Source organism: Mycobacterium timonense (assembly GCF_025821985.1).
Lineage (GTDB): Bacteria > Actinomycetota > Actinomycetes > Mycobacteriales > Mycobacteriaceae > Mycobacterium > Mycobacterium avium.
On the sequence record NZ_JACKSY010000065.1, the window covers coordinates 1 to 17,471 of the forward strand.

Consider the following 17,471-nt stretch of genomic DNA (forward strand, 5'->3'; position numbering starts at 1 on the left):
CATCGCGATGTTCCTCTCGGTAGTGATTCTTGGTCGTTTCACCACAGAGACTCACGCGATGGCCCTCTTACGTCAGGGACCGACACGCCGCCATCACTTACACCACTCCCCGGGACGCTCCCCTCCATCGCCCTTTTGGCAGCGCGAGACCACTCCCACCTTGTTGCGGGTATCGCTGTACTCATCGCCCAGGCCGGCCGCGATCTCCAACAGCCAGGAGGTCATCGCGTCCTCGAACTCAACGCCCTTCTTAGGTGTGCGCCGCGTGATCGCGTTTCGCGCTTCCCGCACTTTGAGTGCGGTGGCAAGCTCATTGATCCGCTCGGTCAGCACACTGTGGTTCTGGTCGATCCGCTCCGACAGCTGCCGCTGGTGGGTGGTCAGCTCGACAGCGACTTTAGCCATCGGTGAGGTCGGGTCGCTGGGGTCGAGCTGCTTGACTGCTTTGGCGTGCAACTCGCTGAACGTCGACTTCGCTTTGGCGTCCAAATCGGCGCCGAACTTCTCGAGCACCGGCATCAGTCGCTCCACCACCTCGGGATTCTGACCCCCGAAGAGGCGGCGGACTTCGGCCACCGCGGCCTTGGTCGACTCCTGGAGCTCCCTTCGGGTGGCCTTGTCGGCATCGGTGATCGCCTTCTTGGCGTTCTCCGCGGCCTTGCCGACCGCGTCCGACGCGGACTTCACCGCGCGTTCGGTGACCTCAGCTGCCTTCGCACTGGTGTCGGCGGCCTTCTCGCCGACTTCCTTCATCATTCGTTCCAGCACTCGAGCGTCTTGGGCCTGGCCGGTTGCTGACAGCGCGTGCGCGCCGATCTTGATGGCTTCGGTGACAAAAGCGGTCAGATCAGCATCGGCGAGGACGTCAGGGTCGTCGACGATTTTGCCCCGTTCACCGTCCGTCCAGCGTTGAGCTTCGCGCACAACGTCCTTATCGCGCACTGTGAGTTGTTCGATCTCGACAGCGGTCAAGCTGCCGTCGAGATGAGCGTGTCGGTATTCCTGTGGCATGTCTGCCTCCTCGGTTCAGGGCCCTCGCGAATGCGGAAGCGCGATGAACGAGAGGATGACGGCCAGTGGGATCTCGGGTCAAACAAATATAGTGATAAGCCCGCTTATCAGTGATAATCATTGCCAACATAGGTCGCGGGGTTTACGTTCTGGGGTGACCCGGAAGGAGTCCCGTGAACACGCTGACGCTGCAGGACGTGGCGGACCTTGCAAAGGTACGCCGGCCTGTCGTCAGCATGTGGCGAAAGCGCCCAATTGTGCGCGGTGTGTCGATTCCGTTTCCGGAGCCGGTGGAGACCGTCGATGGTGTCGCGCGGTTCGCTCGCGATGAGGTGGTCGACTGGTTGACACGCACAGGCCGGGGCAACAACCGCGAACACAGCGACGATGCACCCGCGGTCGCGGTACCCGACGGCGTGGCCCTCGAGGATGTCGTCACGCTGCTGTGTTGGCATGTACTCACGGGGGAAGAACTCGCCGGCACATCGCTGCCGCACCGCGTTCGACGGGCTGAGGAGTTCGATCCGGATGACCTGTCGCTGTTACATGAGATCCGCGGCTTGCAGGCTCCGGAGTCCACGCTCAACTACGTCGACGATCTGGTGGAGGCGTCGTTCGGTTCACCCGATGCGCTGGCGCGCCTTGAGCAAGGACGCCTGAAGCGTGCGCTGGGTGCGCGTGAGCTCACCGATGAAGCGGTTCAGTTGCTCGGCTGGATTGTCGACGCGGCGGCCACGTACCTTGAGCGAGAGCCTGTTGTGATGCGCGCCGACGACGCGGTGGCGCTTGACATCGCGGCGGCATGTGAACTCGGGATTGTGTCCGACGACCGCGCACTTCGTCGCAGAGCGATGATCCGCGGCATCACCGTCAATGAATCGACCGTGCGAACACACATTTCAGTGTCATCACTTGTTGGCCTGGACATTGGCGATGCGCTTGACCGCGCTGATGAAGTTGTTGTCGCGTTGGACGAAGGTGACGTAGCGGTGCTGCTTGGTCCTGCCGCGGCATTGTCCGACGAGCTGGCGGGAACCCTGCAGCAACGTCGGGCAAGGACCTTGCGGGTTGGCAATCTAGTTGCGGCAATCCGACTCCCACGCGGGCTATGGCGCGAGGCGCACCGCCAGAGCCTCGCAATGTGGATATGCCTGGGAGGCGCGAACGCACAGCGCCCCTGGATTGCCGATCTTGGCGCCATTGACCATCTCGAACGCAGCGATATTGCCGCTGACGTCGCCGGGGCGTTAGCTCAGACCGAGGATCGCGCGTTCCGGTATGCGCGCCGTATCGAGTTGGCTAGCGTGCTCGCCGCGGGCTCCGTAGTACCGCGTGGCGTGCGCGCACCGACGTTGCGTGAAGCAGATCCGACGGAACACCTCGACCGCGTGCATGCCGCAACATTGACGACGACATCGCCGCTGGAGCCGTTGGATGTCCTGGTGGAGCCATCGCCTGGGCGCTTCCGATTGCTGTACCGCTCGCTCGGTGAGCTTCAGGAGCGTAAGCATTTGATTGTCAAGCGCGGCAGTCGAATCGACGTTGGTGATGCTTCGCCCGATGGGACGGTCCAAGTATTGCCAGCCGAAATAGTAGGGCGGATCGCGCTCGACCCGATCGACGCGGCGCGCAAGTATCCTCGCGCGGCCCGTACCGACCCGGGCGACGTGATCTTCATTGAGAAGCCGCGCCCCCGGGCGTGGGTTGACCCGGTTGGCGGGGCGATGGTCGCTTCACCGGCGCGGATTATCCGGCTGCAGGAGTCGGCGGAAATTGGCCCGATGATGTTGGCAACGGTGATCAACGAAATGGCTGCTGTCGGAAGCGAATGGAAGACTTGGACGGTTCCGGCGATGCGGCGAGATGAGACTGTGCGACTGGAAGAGGCCCTGATGCGGGCCGATGAGTTCGAACGCGAAGCGCGCCGACGAGCCGATGCGGCAAGGGATCTGAAGACAGTGCTGATTAATGGGGTCGCCGCCGGTGCCCTCACGCTCGATGCTCAACCAACGACACCCGGTGTTGCCGTGGCTGCGAGATAGGAAGGAATTCTCCAATGCCTCCAAGGAAGAAGCCCGTGGAACCGCAAGCGCCGTCGACCATGAAAGAGCTCAAGGACACGCTCTGGAAGGCCGCCGACAAGCTGCGTGGATCGCTTTCAGCCAGCCAGTACAAGGATGTGATCCTCGGGTTGGTGTTCTTGAAGTATGTGTCGGACGCGTACGACGAACGGCGAGAAGCGATTCGGGCGGATCTCGCTGCCGACGGGATGGATGAGTCGCAGATCGAAGACTTGATCGACGATCCGGAGGAATATCACGGTTACGGGGTCTTCGTGGTGCCCCCAAATGCGCGCTGGAAGTTCCTGGCGGAGAACGCGAAAGGCAAGCCGGCAGTTGGTGGTGAACCCGCAAAGAACGTCGGTCAGCTCATCGACGAGGCGATGGATGCGGTCATGAAGGCTAACCCGACACTGGCTGGAACGCTGCCCCGGTTGTACAACAAGGACAACATCGACCAGCGTCGGCTCGGTGAGCTGATCGATTTGTTCAACAGCGCCCGGTTTAGTCGCCAAGGCGAACATCGCGCCCGCGATCTGATGGGTGAGGTTTACGAGTATTTCCTCGGGAATTTCGCTCGCGCAGAAGGTAAAAGGGGAGGCGAGTTCTTCACTCCGCCCAGCGTGGTCAAAGTGATCGTCGAGGTGCTCGAACCGTCGAAGGGTCGAGTGTATGACCCGTGCTGCGGGTCGGGCGGCATGTTCGTGCAGACGGAGAAGTTCATCTACGAGCACGACGGCGATCCGAAGGACATCTCGATCTACGGGCAGGAGAGCATCGAGGAAACCTGGCGGATGGCGAAAATGAACCTCGCCATTCATGGCATTGACAACAAAGGCCTCGGCCCACGGTGGGGTGACACCTTTGCCCGCGACCAGCACGCGGATGTGCAGATGGACTACGTGATGGCCAATCCGCCGTTCAATATCAAGCATTGGTCCCGCAATGAGGAAGATCCGCGCTGGCGGTTCGGTGTCCCGCCGGCCAATAACGCCAACTACGCCTGGATTCAACACATCCTGTCCAAGCTGGCACCAGGCGGTAAGGCCGGCGTGGTGATGGCCAACGGCTCGATGTCCTCGAACTCCAACGGGGAAGGGGAGATTCGCGCACAGATCGTTGAAGCTGATCTGGTGTCCTGCATGGTTGCGCTGCCGACGCAACTGTTCCGTAGCACGGGGATCCCGGTGTGCCTGTGGTTTTTCGCCAAGGACAAGACGGCGGGTAAGCAGGGTTCCATCGACCGCGCGGGACAAGTGCTGTTCATCGACGCCCGCGAGATGGGCTACATGGTGGACCGTGCCGAGCGTGCGTTGACGAACGAGGAGATTGTCCGTATCGGGGACACCTATCACGCTTGGCGGGGCTCGCAGTCCGCTGGTGCGAAAGGGCTTACCTACGAGGATGTTCCAGGTTTCTGCAAGTCGGCAACGTTGGAACAGATCAAGGCGGCTGGCTATGCGCTGGCGCCGGGGCGGTACGTCGGGGCGCACGAGGCCGAGGATGACGGTGAGCCCATCGACGACAAGATCGCGCGGCTGACGAAGGAGCTGTTGAAGGCGTTCGACGACTCGGCGCGGTGTCAGGAGGTTGTCCGCGAGCAACTGGAGAAGCTGTCATGAGTAGCTGGCATTGGGTCTCGTTGGGAGACCTGGCAGCGGACGAACGGAGCGCGATCTCGAAGCCGTACGGGTCTGCAATTTTTAAGGAGGACTACCGAGATCACGGTGTGCCAGTCGTCAGGGGCGTCAACCTGTCGAAAGGAGTCTTCCACGACGCCGACTTTGTGTTTATCGACTACGAATTGGCGGCCAAGATGCCAGGTGCTGAGATGCGGCCGGGCGATCTCGTCGTTACCCATCGTGGCACTGTTGGCCAAGTTTCAATGATCCCCCGCTCATCACGGTTCAAGCGTTATGTCGCCTCGACAAGTCACGTCAAAGTCCGGCTGGATCCAACGAAGGCAGTGCCTGAGTTCTACTACTATTGGTTTGCCGGTCCGCAGGGCCAGCATTCGATTTTGTCCAATGTATCGACCGTTGGGGTACCTGGCCTTGCACAGCCGGTCGCCACCGTCAAGAAGCTACAAGTCCCTTGGCCAAGGCCGGCCGAACAGCGAGCAATCGCGGAAGTGTTAGTCGCTCTCGATGACAAGATCGCTGCGAACGAACGTGTCCTCACACGAATCGATGGATTACTGACCGCGGAGTATGAAGGCGCTCTGCAAGCAGGTCATCAAGCTCTGCCTCTCGAGGAACTGGCGACCTTTCATAATCACCGGCGCATTCCTCTCTCGAGTCGTGAACGGGAAGCGCGCCAGGGCAATATCCCGTACTACGGCGCTGCAGGCAGGTTGGACTTTGTCAACGAGGCGCTGTTTGATCAAACGTTGGTACTCGTTGGTGAAGACGGCTCTGTTGTGAACGACTTTGGAAGCCCTGTCGTCCAATACATCTGGGGTCCTTCCTGGGTGAACAATCATGCCCATGTCTTAACTGGCAATGGCATTGCTACGGAGACCCTTCGATGCGCGCTTTCGCGATCAAACGTGACACACCTCGTAACGGGTGCCGTTCAGCCAAAGATCAGCATGGGAAACCTGAAGAAGCTGGTCCTTCGAATCCCATTGGAATCAGCGCGATTTGATGAAGTGGCTGAGAACTTTTCCGCGGTCACTAGGTCAGTTTCGGATGAGAATAATGTGCTCGCCCGAACCCGCGACGAACTACTCCCGCTCCTCATGTCCGGCAAGGTCCGCGTGAAGGATACCGAGTCAGCCGTAAATGAAGTGCTGTGAGCATCGCGGAGAACGACTTATGAGCGAGTACGACGAGCGGGCCAAGGCCGACGCTCGATTCCCGGTGCCACCGGCGCGGTCCGCCGTACCCGATTGGTACCCCGAACTGCTGGACGCAGTTGTCGAGTGCGTGCAAACCGGGCGCCAACGCGCGGTATCGGCCGCCAACCAACAACTCATCAGCACCTACTGGGCGGTGGGCGCTGCGATCCTGGGCCGCCAGCATGCCGAAGGTTGGGGCGCGCGTGTCATCGACCGCCTGGCTGCCGACCTACGGGAGCACTTTCCGGGCACCTCCGGGTTCTCGCCGCGCAACCTCAAGTACATGCGCGCCTTCGCCGCGGCCTGGCCGGAGAAGGAAATTGTGCAACGCTCCATTGCACAATTGCCGTGGCGTCACCACATCGCGCTGCTGGAGAAGCTCAACAGCCTTGAACTGCGCCTTTGGTATGCCCAGGCTGCCGTCGAGCAGGGATGGAGCCGCGACGTCCTGGTTCACCACATCGAAGGGAGGTTCCACGAACGCGCTGGCCGAGCCATCACCAACTTCACCCGCACCATCCCCCCGCCCGACTCCGACCTGGCGCAGCAGTCGACCCGCGACCCTTACCTGTTCGACTTCGTCGGCACTGCCGACATCCGCCGTGAGCGTGACCTCGAACGCGCACTGATCGACCACGTCGAACACTTCCTGCTCGAACTCGGGCAAGGGTTCGCCTTCGTTGGAAAGCAGGTCCACCTCGAAATCGGAGACACCGACTTCTACACCGATCTGCTCTTCTACCACTTGAAGCTTCGCTGCTTCGTGGTGATCGAACTCAAAGTCGGCGACTTCGATCCCAGTTACCTGAGTCAACTCGGCACCTACATGGCTGCGGTCGACGACCTGCTGCGGCATCGCGACGACAAGCCGACCATAGGGCTGCTGTTGTGCAAAACAAAGAACAACGTCGTCGCAGAGTATGCCCTCCGGGGTTACACCGCGCCGATCGGTGTCGCGGAATGGAAGACCGCCATCACCGAAAGCCTGCCCGCCGAACTCGAATCCAGCCTGCCCACAGTCGAAGAACTCGAAGCCGAGCTGGCGGACGAGTCCGGTCGCGTCGCGCACGAAGGAGAAGACCAATGACCGGATTCAGGGAAGCCGACTGGGAACAACTCGCGCTGGACACACTCGGCGAACGCGAATGGCAAAAGCTCACCGGAACACAGATCGCTCCCGGCGTCGAGGATGGCCGGCGGTCGTGGGATGACATTGTCTTACCTGACCGCATGCTCGCCAAGATGCGCGAACTCAATCCCCACGTCCCGGGCGAATACCTCGACCAGGCGCGTGCCGCCATCATCCAGCCGCAATCCCAGGATGCGATCGCCGAAAACTACCGGATACACAAGATCCTTGTCGAGGGCTACCGCGGCATCAGTTACATCGATGCAGATGGCATCGAGCAGAACCCGACCATCCGTCTGGTCAGCCACCGACCCGAGGACAACGAATTCCTTGCAGTGCAACAGGTTACGGTCCGTACCACCGAGCACCAGCGGCGCTTCGACGTGGTGCTGTACCTCAACGGCATGCCAGTCGCGATCTTCGAGCTCAAGCAGGCCGGCTCAGTTCATGCCGACATCGCTGCGGCCCACGCGCAACTGCGGACCTACCTGCGGGAGTTCCCGATGGCCTTCCGCTTCGCAGTGCTGACTGTCATCAGTGACGGCATCACTGCCCGATACGGAACACCTTTCACACCACTAGAGCACTTCGCGCCATGGAATGTCGATGACGACGGTCGGCTGGTGCAGTTCGGCGACCCGACCCACGACGAGAACATTGCGGTGGAGCTTGAAACCCTCATCGATGGACTGTTCAATACCGAGCGGTTCTTGCAGCTGCTGCGCAACTTCACCGCGTTCGACGAAGATGGCGATGGGCTGGCCAAGCGAATCGCAAAGCCGCACCAGTACTTTGCTGTCACCAAAGCCGTGTGGAAGACGGTCGAAGCCGCAGAAAGCAATGGCAAGGCCGGTGTCGTCTGGCACACCCAAGGCTCCGGCAAGTCGATGGAGATGGAGCTGTACGCGCACTTGGTCGCCAAACAGCCCAAGCTCAAAAACCCGACTATCGTCGTCGTCACCGACCGCAAGGAGCTCGACACCCAGCTCTTCGAGACCTTCAATCGCTCACGCCTCCTTGGCGAGTCGCCAAAGAAAGTAACCAAGCGCGCGGACCTGCGCGACGAGCTCTCCAACCGAACCACCGGCGGCATTTACTTCACCACGCTGCAGAAGTTTGGCCTGACTAAGGAGGAACGTGAATCCGGCGCGGATCACCCACTGCTGACCGACCGCCGCAACATCGTCGTCATTGTCGACGAGGCTCACCGCAGCCACTACGACAACCTCGACGGCTATGCACGCCACATCCGCGACGCCTTGCCGAACGCCGTGTTCATCGCGTTCACCGGCACGCCGATCTCGTTCGCCGACCGGAACACTCGGGAAGTGTTCGGGAAGGATATCGACGTCTATGACCTCACGCGGGCTGTCACTGACAACGCCACCGTACCAGTGTATTTCCAACCTCGACTGGCCAAAGTCGGCTGGTCGAAGGACTTCAGCGAAGACGACCTCGACCATGCAGTCGACGAGGCAACCCTCGGACTCGACGACGTGGAACGCGCCCAGATCGAAAAGTCGGTGGCGGTCATCAACGCCATTTACGGGGCGCCCGAGCGGCTCACGGCGCTGGCCGAGGACATCGTCAACCACTGGGAAGCGCGGTCCGAGGAAATGCGCAAATTCATCTCCTCGCCAGGCAAGGCGTTCATTGTCGGCGCCACTCGTGAGATTTGTGCACAGCTGTACGAGGAGATCATCAAGCTGCGACCGGACTGGCACGACGATTCCATCGACAAAGGCGTGATCAAGGTCGTCTATTCCGGTTCTCCGCAAGACCAAGGCGTCGTCGCCAAACATGTGCGCCGGGAAAGCCAGAACAAGGCGATTCAGAAGCGGCTGCGTGACGCCGAGGACGAGCTGCAGATCGTCATCGTCAAGGACATGATGCTTACCGGCTTCGATGCGCCGCCCTTGCACACCCTCTACCTCGACCGGCCGCTCAAGGGTGCATTGCTGATGCAGACACTGGCCCGGGTCAACCGGACGTTCCGGGGCAAGCCTTCTGGGCTGCTGGTGGCCTATGCGCCGTTGGCCGAGAACCTCGCCGCGGCCCTAGCCGAATACACCGAGACCGACCGCAACACCAAGCCCGTCGGCAAGGACATCGACGCGGCGGTCGAGGTCACTCGGAAACTTGTTGCCCAGCTCGATGAGCTGTGCGCAGGCTACGACTGGCGCTCGAAAGTCGATGCATCGAAGCACGGATGGATGAAGGCCGCGATCGGCCTCACCGCGTACCTGCGCTCGCCATCCACCCCGGGTAACCAGGTACCGGAGGGCGAGCCGACCCTCGGAGACCGATTCCGAAATCAGGCCAACCACCTTGCGCGGGCGTGGTCGCTCTGCGTGGGGAACGAAACCCTGGACACGTTACGGCCGACGGTCAAGTTCTACGAACAGGTCCGGGTCTGGATGGGCAAGTTCGATGCCCAGCAACGCCAGGCGGAGGGCAAGCCCATTCCCGACGACATTAAACGGTTGTTGTCAAGTCTCGTCGCAGAATCGACTGCGTCGGGTGAGATCGTTGACATCTACGATGCGGCCGGCCTGCCCAAACCGTCTCTGTCCGAGCTCGGGCCGGACTATGAGGCTAAGGCTAAGGCCGCGGCACACCCGCACCTGGCGATCGAGGCATTGCGCGCGGTGCTGACCAAGGAGCTTGCGGCGGCTACGAAGAACAATGTGGTGCGGCAACGCGCGTTCTCAGATCGGATTTCCGATCTGATGCGTCGCTACACCAACCAACAGCTCACCTCCGCCGAGGTAATCGCGGAATTGATTGCGATGGCGAAAGATGTTGCTGCTGAGAGTGATCGGGGCAAGCACTTCACTCCGCCACTCTCGAATGACGAGCTGGCCTTCTACGACGCCGTGGCGCAGAACGAATCGGCGGTCGAGCTGCAGGGAGAGGACGTGCTTGCCCAGATCGCGCGCGAGCTAGTTGGCGTGATGCAGCGCGACACAAAGACCGACTGGACAGTACGTGACGACGTGCGCGCAAAGTTACGGTCGTCGATCAAGCGGTTGCTGGTGAAGTATCGGTACCCGCCAGACAAGCAGCCGGAAGCGATCAAGTTGGTGATCGAGCAGATGGAGGCGCTGGCGCCGGAATACGCCGAGCGGGCGGGCCGCATGGCAAAGGGGGAGGACTGTGAGTGATCGGCTAATTCGTGGATGCGAGGCCGAAGAACACAGAAATGCCCCGTTCGTCTGCGCAAAAGCGGTGCTGCGACGTCAATTAACCGTCGGGGTGCTCCGCCTGGTACTCGACTTTGGTATACGGTTTACCGAGAGCACGGCGACGCTCGGCTTCCTCGAACACCTGCTGAAGCGCGTTCTGGTCATACCCGGATTTGCGTGCAATCTCGCGGTACAGCGCGTTGTCCATGGCGTAAACACCAGGGATGGTCTCGCGCAAATGTCTGCGGTAAATAGCCGCAAACGGGTCCTCGCCGGCCGCGCGCCGGCGCTCAACCTCTTCTTGTAGCCGCTGCCGCGCTTCGTCCTCGGTGGGCGCCGACACCGACCAATCAGTACCCGGATACGACGCCTGCCAGCCTGCGTTGCGTTGTTCAGTTTGCGGCTGGACACGGAATGCCCACCGCTTGACGTCGTCCTCGTCGGCTGTGGTCATCGATTACTCCCGCTGTCCATCAGGGAAATATCCCCGACTCGTCCTCATCGGTGTGGTAGATGTCCGTCGTCCCATCCGGGTATGCCACCAGACACTCGAATTCCCACGGCATCCCCCTGGCGTGCTCGATACACACAACATGAATGCGGTCTGGGATATCGGGTGGCAAGCCCGCGACTGCGTCCACTGGCTGCACGTCATCTCGCCCGCTGCTCGCAACAGTGCCCACTGTTCCCAGATCAGCCGTGGTGGTGGTCAACTCACGCGCAACCTTACGGTCTACGCCCTCTAGTTGTTCGGCACGAGCGCGGATGTCACCAGCGAATGCTTCTGCTCGTGCTTGGCGAGCCGCGTGGTCTGCGGGTGTGGTGCTACTGCGCGTATCAGTGACCGAAAGGTCTTCCCCGACAGTGAACCCCGCGTTCTGGGCGTCTTCGACGGCATACAGGACTCTTCGTTGGGCCGCGCCGATGTCGCTGGCACCATTACGCGCAATCCCGGCTGCCTTACGCAACTGGTCGGCTTTGCCGCTGACTACGGACAGGTCCGCGCCGGTTCGTTGCCGAAGCCCGTCACCCCCAGCGCCTTTCCACGTGATGGAATAGGACTGGTTTCGCATCTGAAGAAAAACGTCCTCCCACTGATCGGCGGTCTTACTCCAGTAGCTGGCCGCATTGACCAAGTGCTCGGTGGTCCATGCTCGAACCTGCGACAATGTGACCGGCATCTACACCACTGCCACCCGCGTCACAGCAGCCATCTCACCCGCCCCAGTCGCCTCTTGATTCGCGTAATCTGCAGCCGCCGAAGTAACCCTGGCAGCCTCAGCCTGAATTCGGCTGGCAAATGCCGCCCTAGCGACGGCGATTGCTGCATTGACGCCACTCACCGCCGCCGTGGTGGCTTGGAACGGCTGCCCCGGCGATGGCGGCGCTACCTCCGCAAGTTGGGCGCTCAAACCCTGCCATTGACCGGCCGCAGCTCTTAGCTGATCAAGTACGACCTGCAGTTCGTCCGATCCCACCTGCACGAGTTTATGCCGCTAGTCTGCATGGACGCTATTCGCTGTTCCGAGCTTGCTCGGCACGTTTGTCAAGCCCAGGTGGCCGCGCGGTGGCCCGCTAGCGCCGAAACTGCGCTCAGCGCGCCCCTTCGGGCCCGATCCACGCGCTTGGCGCAGACTCGGCGCCATCAGGGCGGACTCGCCGGGCTAAGGTGATTGCCCGTGGCCGAGATCGCGCCGCTGCGCGTGCAACTGATCGCCAAGACCGACTTCCTGGCGCCCCCGGACGTGCCGTGGAGCACCGACGCCGACGGCGGCCCCGCGCTGGTCGAGTTCGCCGGGCGGGCCTGCTACCAGAGCTGGTCGAAACCCAACCCCAAAACCGCGACCAACGCCGGCTACATCAAGCACATCATCGACGTCGGCCACTTCTCGGTGCTCGAACACGCGAGCGTGTCGTTCTACATCACCGGCATCTCCCGGTCCTGCACCCACGAGCTGATCCGGCACCGGCACTTCTCCTATTCCCAGCTCTCCCAGCGCTACGTGCCCGAAAACGACTCCCGCGTCGTCGTGCCGCCGGGCCTGGACGACGATCCCGAGCTGCAGCAGATCCTGGCCGCGGCCGCCGACGCCAGCCGGGCCACCTACACCGAGCTGCTGGCCAGGCTGGAGGCCAAGTTCGCCGACCAACCCAGCGCCGTACTGCGGCGCAAACAGGCCCGCCAGGCCGCCCGCGCGGTGCTGCCCAACGCGACCGAAACCCGCATCGTCGTCACCGGCAACTACCGCGCCTGGCGCCACTTCATCGCCATGCGGGCCAGCGAGCACGCCGACGTGGAGATCCGGCGGCTGGCCATCGAGTGCCTGCGCCGGCTGGCGGACGTCGCGCCCGCGGTGTTCGCCGACTTCGAGATCGCCACGCTGGCCGACGGCACCGAGGTCGCCACCAGCCCGCTGGCCACCGAGGCCTGAGCGGTCACGAAACCCCTTGCCCCCGCCAGGTAACCTGAACAGCGTGAGCACGGTCGGATTCGACGCCCCAGCGCGGTTGGGAACCGTGCTGACCGCGATGGTCACGCCGTTCGCGGCCGACGGCTCGCTGGACACCGCCGCCGCCGCGCGGCTGGCCAATCATCTCGTCGACTCCGGCTGTGACGGGCTGGTGGTGTCCGGAACCACCGGCGAATCCCCGACCACCACCGACGACGAGAAGCGCGAGCTGCTGCGGGTCGTGCTCGAGGCGGTCGGCGACCGGGCCCGCGTCATCGCCGGCGCCGGCACCTACGACACCGCGCACAGCGTCCGGCTGGCCAAGGCCTGCGCGGCCGAGGGCGCGCACGGGCTGCTGGTGGTCACGCCCTACTACTCCAAGCCCCCGCAGCGCGGGCTGATCGCGCATTTCACCGCCGTCGCCGACGCGACCGAACTGCCGGTGCTGCTCTACGACATTCCCGGACGCTCGGTGGTGCCCATCGAGTCGAGCACCATCCGCGCGCTGGCGTCGCACCCCAACATCGTCGGCGTCAAGGACGCCAAGGCCGACCTGCACGCCGGCGGCCAGATCATCGCCGAGACCGGACTGGCCTACTACTCCGGAGACGACGCGCTGAACCTGCCGTGGCTGGCCATGGGCGCCACCGGCTTCATCAGCGTAATCTCGCACGTCGCCGCCAATCAGCTACGGGAGTTGTTGTCCGCCTTCACTTCCGGGGACATCGCCACCGCCCGCAAGATCAACGCGACCGTCGCGCCGCTGTGCGACGCGATGGCCCGCCTGGGCGGGGTGACGATGTCGAAAGCGGGGCTGCGGCTGCAGGGCATCGACGTCGGCGACCCGCGACTGCCGCAGGTGCCGGCGACGCCCGAGCAGATCGAGGCGTTGACCGCCGACATGCGTGCGGCCTCGGTGCTCAGGTGACCCGGGGAGCGTCCGAGCAGTGGATGTAGACCTCGCCCCGCCTGGCCCGCTGGCCGCCGGGGGGTTGCGGGTCACCGCGCTGGGCGGCATCAGCGAAATCGGCCGCAACATGACGGTTTTCGAGCACCTGGGCCGGCTGTTGATCATCGACTGCGGGGTGATGTTTCCCACCCACGACGAGCCCGGCGTCGATCTGATCCTGCCGGACCTGCGGCACATCGAAGACCGGCTCGACGACATCGAGGCGCTGGTGCTCACCCACGCGCACGAGGACCACATCGGCGGCATTCCCTACCTGCTCAAGCTGCGGCCCGACATCCCGGTCGTCGGTTCGAAATTCACCCTGGCCCTGGTCGCCGCCAAGTGCCGCGAACACCGGCTCAAGCCGGTGTTCGTCGAGGTGTCCGAGGGGCGCAAGAGCACCCACGGCGTGTTCGAATGCGAATACTTCGCCGTCAACCACTCCATCCCCGACGCGCTGGCGATCGCCGTACACACTGGCGCCGGAACGGTTTTGCACACCGGCGACATCAAGCTCGACCAGCTTCCCCTGGACGGCCGGCCCACCGATCTGCCCGGCATGTCGCGGCTCGGTGACGCCGGGGTCGATCTGTTCCTGTGCGATTCGACCAACGCCGAGCTGCCCGGCGTCGGCCCCTCGGAAAGCGAAGTCGGCCCGACCCTGCACCGGCTGATCCGCGGCGCCGAGGGCCGCGTCATCGTGGCCTGCTTCGCCTCCAACGTGGACCGGGTTCAGCAGATCATCGATGCCGCAGTGGCATTGGGCCGGCGGGTGTCGTTCGTTGGCCGGTCGATGGTGCGCAACATGGGCATCGCCCGCGAACTCGGATTCCTGCGGGTGGCCGACGCCGACGTGATCGACATCGGCGCCGCCGAGCTGATGCCGCCGGAGCGGGTGGTGCTGATCACCACCGGCACCCAGGGCGAGCCGATGTCGGCGCTGTCGCGGATGTCGCGCGGCGAGCACCGCAGCATCACGTTGACCGCGGGCGACCTTGTGGTGCTGGCCTCGTCGCTGATCCCGGGCAACGAGGAGGCGGTCTACGGCGTGATCGACGAGCTCGCCAAGATCGGCGCCCGGGTGGTCACCAACGCCCAAGCGCGCGTTCATGTTTCGGGCCACGCCTACGCCGGTGAGCTGTTGTTCCTCTACAACGGCGTCCGGCCGCGCCACGTGATGCCGGTGCACGGGACGTGGCGGATGCTGCGGGCCAACTCCAAGCTGGCGGCCCGCACCGGCGTGCCGGAGGAGTCGATCCTGCTGGCCGAGAACGGGGTGAGCGTCGACCTGGTCGCGGGCAGGGCCTCGATCTCCGGGGCGGTGCCGGTCGGCAAGATGTTCGTCGACGGCCTGGTCGACGGCGACGTCGGCGACATCACGTTGGGGGAGCGGCTGATTCTGTCGTCGGGTTTCGTGGCGGTGACGGTGGTGGTGCAGCGCGGCACCGGGCGTCCGGTGGCGCCACCGCATCTGCATTCGCGCGGCTTCTCCGAGGACCCCAAGGCGCTCGAGCCCGCGGTGCGCCGGGTCGAGGAGGAGCTCGAGGCGCTGGTGGCCGAGAACATCACCGACCCCAGCCGCATCGCCCAGGGGGTGCGGCGCACCGTCGGCAAATGGGTGGGCGAAACCTACCGCCGACAGCCGATGATCGTCCCCACCGTCATCGAGGTCTAGCCCCGGCTCACTCCGCACCCGGCTCCCTTGCTCCGCGAAACTTAAAGCAGGCAGGCGCTTTTCGGCGTGTCGCCGCCAAGGTTTAAGTGTCGCGAACGCCCGCGGTGGCTAGGTCTTCTCCGCGTAGGCCGACCATTCCAGCTGGGAGGCTTTGAGTTTGCGGCCGGTGGGCACGACATACCGCTGCATGAGTTCGTCGGGTCCGGCCTGCTCCACCAGCCGCCAGCCGTACTCGGCGAGGAAGTCGGCGACCTCGCCGGGCTGCAAGCCGAAATGCCACAGCTGGCGCCGCTGGCGCACGTTGCGGTACAGCGTGCGGGTGCCGTACCGGTTAGTGCCGTCGATGAAATCGCTTCGCACATAAGTGAACACCAGCCGGCTGCCCGGGGCGGCCGCGCGCAGCCCGTCCAGCGTCCGGCGCACGGTGGCCTCGCTGAGGTACTGGGTGACGCCTTCGCAGATGAAGAACACCCGGTAGTCGGTGCGGTAGCCGTGCTCGGCCAGCGCGGTGAGCAGGTCGTCGTGCTCGAGGTCCAACGCGACCAACCGAACCGACAGCGGCAGCTCGCCGAGCACCCGGCGGACCGTCTTGAATTTGCGGGCGACGTTGACCGGCAGGTCGACCTCGAACACCGGGATGCGCACCCGCCGGGTCAGCAGGTAGGCCCGGGTGTCGAGCCCCGCCCCCAAGATGACGACGGCGTTGATGTCGTCGAGCGACTCCTTGAGCTTGTCGGCGATGAAACGCTTGCGGCAGGCCAGATTCGCCCACAGCCCGGGACCGGTGAACTCCGAGCCGCGGATCATCAGGTGACGAACCGGGGCGAACCGGGTGGCGCCGACCAGCCAGCGCAGCGGGGCGGGCAGGAACAGCTCGGCGAAGTCGTCGTCTACCAAACGGCGGCCGGGCGGCTCGTTCTGCTCCACCGCCGCCAACACCATCGGCCCAAATGCCGTCTGCGCTACCGGATTTCGTGCCATGGCCGCTACTTGTTCAAAAAGCCCGCGTCCACCGGCAGGGTGACGCCGGTGATGTAGCGGGCCTGGTCGGACACCAACCACGCCACCGCGTTGGCGACGTCTTCGGGGGCGAGCACCTCCACCGGCATGGCATTGCCCATCGCCCCCGGCGTGTCGGTCGCGGCGGCCATCTTGGCCAGCCACTCCCGGGTGAACTCGTTGTTGATCATCGGCGTCTCCACCCCGGAGGGATGGATCGAGTTCACCCGGATCATCTGCCCGGCAAGCAGATTCGCGTATACCCGCATCAAACCCACCACCCCGTGCTTGGCGGCGACGTAGCCGACCGAACCCGGGTCCGCGCTGCCGACGCCGGCCAGCCCGGCGCTCGAACTGATCAGCACGATCGACCCGCCGGTGCCCTGTTTGACCAGGGCCGGGATCGCGACCTTGATGGTGTGGTAGACGCCGGTGAGGTTGACGTCGATCACGTCGTGCCAGCCGTCGTCACCGGCGGACATGGGCGCGATGCCGGCGTTGGCCACCACGATGTCCAGGCGGCCGAACTCGTCGAGACCCGCCTGCAGCGCCGCCGACAGGGATTCCCGGTCGCGCACGTCGGCCTGCCTGGCCACGATGCGCGAGCCGATGTCCTCCACCAGCTTCACCGTGGCCGCCAGCTCCTCGGGGGTGGCCAGCGGGTAGGGCACGCTGGCGATCTGGTCACACAGGTCGACGGCGATGATGTCCGCGCCGTCGGCGGCCAGCCGCACCGCGTGCGCGCGCCCCTGACCGCGCGCCGCGCCGGTGATGAAGGCGACCTTTCCCGTCAGGGGCCCTTCCGACGAGCGGGGCATCAGGGACGCAACTGTCCCTTGCCCGGGTCGCCGGCCGGAACCGGCTGCAACATCTTGATGTCCGGGGCCCCGTCGAGGTGCTCGCCGGCCGCGCTGAACATCTTGCCGATCGCGGGCGCGGTGCTGTGCGTCTTGAGCGCCTCCTCGTCGGCCCACTGCTCGACGAACACGAACGTCTCGCCCGACTGGTGCAGCGAATACAGCTGACAACCGGGTTCGTCGTGCACCTCTTCGACCGCACGAGTCAAGATGTCGCGGACGGTGTCGACCGATTCCGGTTTGACGGTCATGGTGGCGACGACGACGACGGGCATGCTTGTGGCCTCCTGGGCGCTCCGGGTGTGGGGTGACGAGCA

14 protein-coding genes and 1 pseudogene are annotated in these 17,471 nt (G+C 63.9%); 8 read left to right on the forward strand and 7 right to left on the reverse strand.

Annotated elements, in window-relative coordinates; genetic code table 11:
• Positions 1 to 93 precede the first annotated feature (93 nt).
• Positions 94 to 1,011, reverse strand: coding sequence for a hypothetical protein (locus H7I87_RS15645; protein WP_024637391.1), 918 nt, complete (start codon positions 1,009 to 1,011; stop codon positions 94 to 96).
• Between the two features lie 173 nt (positions 1,012 to 1,184).
• On the opposite strand from H7I87_RS15645, the gene H7I87_RS15650 reads away from it, so the two are divergent.
• The 5 genes from H7I87_RS15650 (at position 1,185) to H7I87_RS15670 (ending at position 10,203) form a co-directional block, all read left to right on the forward strand.
• Entirely contained in the window at positions 1,185 to 3,053 is a 1,869-nt protein-coding gene (locus H7I87_RS15650) for a hypothetical protein (protein WP_024637390.1), read from the forward strand.
• A 14-nt stretch (positions 3,054 to 3,067) separates the two neighbouring features.
• Complete coding sequence (locus H7I87_RS15655) at positions 3,068 to 4,693, forward strand: class I SAM-dependent DNA methyltransferase (protein WP_024637389.1); 1,626 nt, start codon at positions 3,068 to 3,070, stop codon at positions 4,691 to 4,693.
• Positions 4,690 to 5,868: a restriction endonuclease subunit S gene (locus H7I87_RS15660; RefSeq protein ID WP_076221261.1), complete on the forward strand. Its 1,179-nt coding sequence runs from the start codon at positions 4,690 to 4,692 to the stop codon at positions 5,866 to 5,868. The genes H7I87_RS15655 and H7I87_RS15660 overlap by 4 nt, the downstream gene beginning before the upstream one ends.
• 130 nt (positions 5,869 to 5,998) lie before the next feature.
• The gene (locus H7I87_RS15665) at positions 5,999 to 6,997 is read left to right on the forward strand and encodes a PDDEXK nuclease domain-containing protein (RefSeq protein ID WP_244179075.1); all 999 of its coding nucleotides are present in this window, start codon (positions 5,999 to 6,001) and stop codon (positions 6,995 to 6,997) included.
• Positions 6,994 to 10,203, forward strand: coding sequence for a type I restriction endonuclease subunit R (locus H7I87_RS15670; RefSeq protein ID WP_024636924.1), 3,210 nt, complete (start codon positions 6,994 to 6,996; stop codon positions 10,201 to 10,203). Before H7I87_RS15665 ends, H7I87_RS15670 begins: the two co-directional genes overlap by 4 nt.
• A gap of 79 nt (positions 10,204 to 10,282) precedes the next feature.
• Here the strand turns inward: H7I87_RS15670 and H7I87_RS15675 are convergent, their stop codons facing one another.
• From H7I87_RS15675 to H7I87_RS15685, 3 genes and pseudogenes are all read right to left on the reverse strand, one after another.
• On the reverse strand, positions 10,283 to 10,678 hold the full coding sequence (locus H7I87_RS15675; protein ID WP_011725590.1) for a hypothetical protein: 396 nt from the start codon (positions 10,676 to 10,678) through the stop codon (positions 10,283 to 10,285).
• Positions 10,679 to 10,886: 208 nt separating this feature from the next.
• Positions 10,887 to 11,405 (reverse strand): annotated as a pseudogene (locus tag H7I87_RS15680) (hypothetical protein); the annotation flags it as partial.
• Complete coding sequence (locus H7I87_RS15685; RefSeq protein WP_076221064.1) at positions 11,406 to 11,702, reverse strand: hypothetical protein; 297 nt, start codon at positions 11,700 to 11,702, stop codon at positions 11,406 to 11,408.
• A gap of 201 nt (positions 11,703 to 11,903) precedes the next feature.
• Here H7I87_RS15685 and thyX point away from each other — a divergent pair, with 201 nt between their 5' ends.
• Genes thyX through H7I87_RS15700 form a run of 3 tightly spaced genes read left to right on the forward strand, consistent with a single transcriptional unit; the run spans position 11,904 to position 15,298 of the window.
• Positions 11,904 to 12,656 carry an FAD-dependent thymidylate synthase gene (gene thyX / locus H7I87_RS15690; RefSeq protein ID WP_003878641.1) on the forward strand — a complete coding sequence of 251 codons (753 nt, stop codon included), beginning with the start codon at positions 11,904 to 11,906 and terminating at the stop codon, positions 12,654 to 12,656.
• A 43-nt stretch (positions 12,657 to 12,699) separates the two neighbouring features.
• Positions 12,700 to 13,602 (forward strand): 4-hydroxy-tetrahydrodipicolinate synthase, encoded by a 903-nt coding sequence (dapA, locus tag H7I87_RS15695; RefSeq protein ID WP_011725587.1) that lies wholly within the window; start codon positions 12,700 to 12,702, stop codon positions 13,600 to 13,602.
• A gap of 19 nt (positions 13,603 to 13,621) precedes the next feature.
• A complete protein-coding gene (locus H7I87_RS15700) occupies positions 13,622 to 15,298 on the forward strand; it encodes a ribonuclease J (protein ID WP_011725586.1) in 1,677 nt (558 codons plus the stop codon).
• 108 nt (positions 15,299 to 15,406) lie between these two features.
• Here the strand turns inward: H7I87_RS15700 and H7I87_RS15705 are convergent, their stop codons facing one another.
• The 3 genes from H7I87_RS15705 to H7I87_RS15715 are packed head-to-tail and all read right to left on the reverse strand — an operon-like array spanning position 15,407 to position 17,429.
• On the reverse strand, positions 15,407 to 16,279 hold the full coding sequence (locus H7I87_RS15705) for an SAM-dependent methyltransferase (RefSeq protein WP_023861132.1): 873 nt from the start codon (positions 16,277 to 16,279) through the stop codon (positions 15,407 to 15,409).
• Positions 16,280 to 16,284: 5 nt separating this feature from the next.
• On the reverse strand, positions 16,285 to 17,115 hold the full coding sequence (locus H7I87_RS15710; RefSeq protein ID WP_009978002.1) for a mycofactocin-coupled SDR family oxidoreductase: 831 nt from the start codon (positions 17,113 to 17,115) through the stop codon (positions 16,285 to 16,287).
• Complete coding sequence (locus tag H7I87_RS15715; RefSeq protein WP_009978001.1) at positions 17,115 to 17,429, reverse strand: putative quinol monooxygenase; 315 nt, start codon at positions 17,427 to 17,429, stop codon at positions 17,115 to 17,117. The genes H7I87_RS15710 and H7I87_RS15715 overlap by 1 nt, the downstream gene beginning before the upstream one ends.
• Positions 17,430 to 17,471 lie beyond the last annotated feature (42 nt).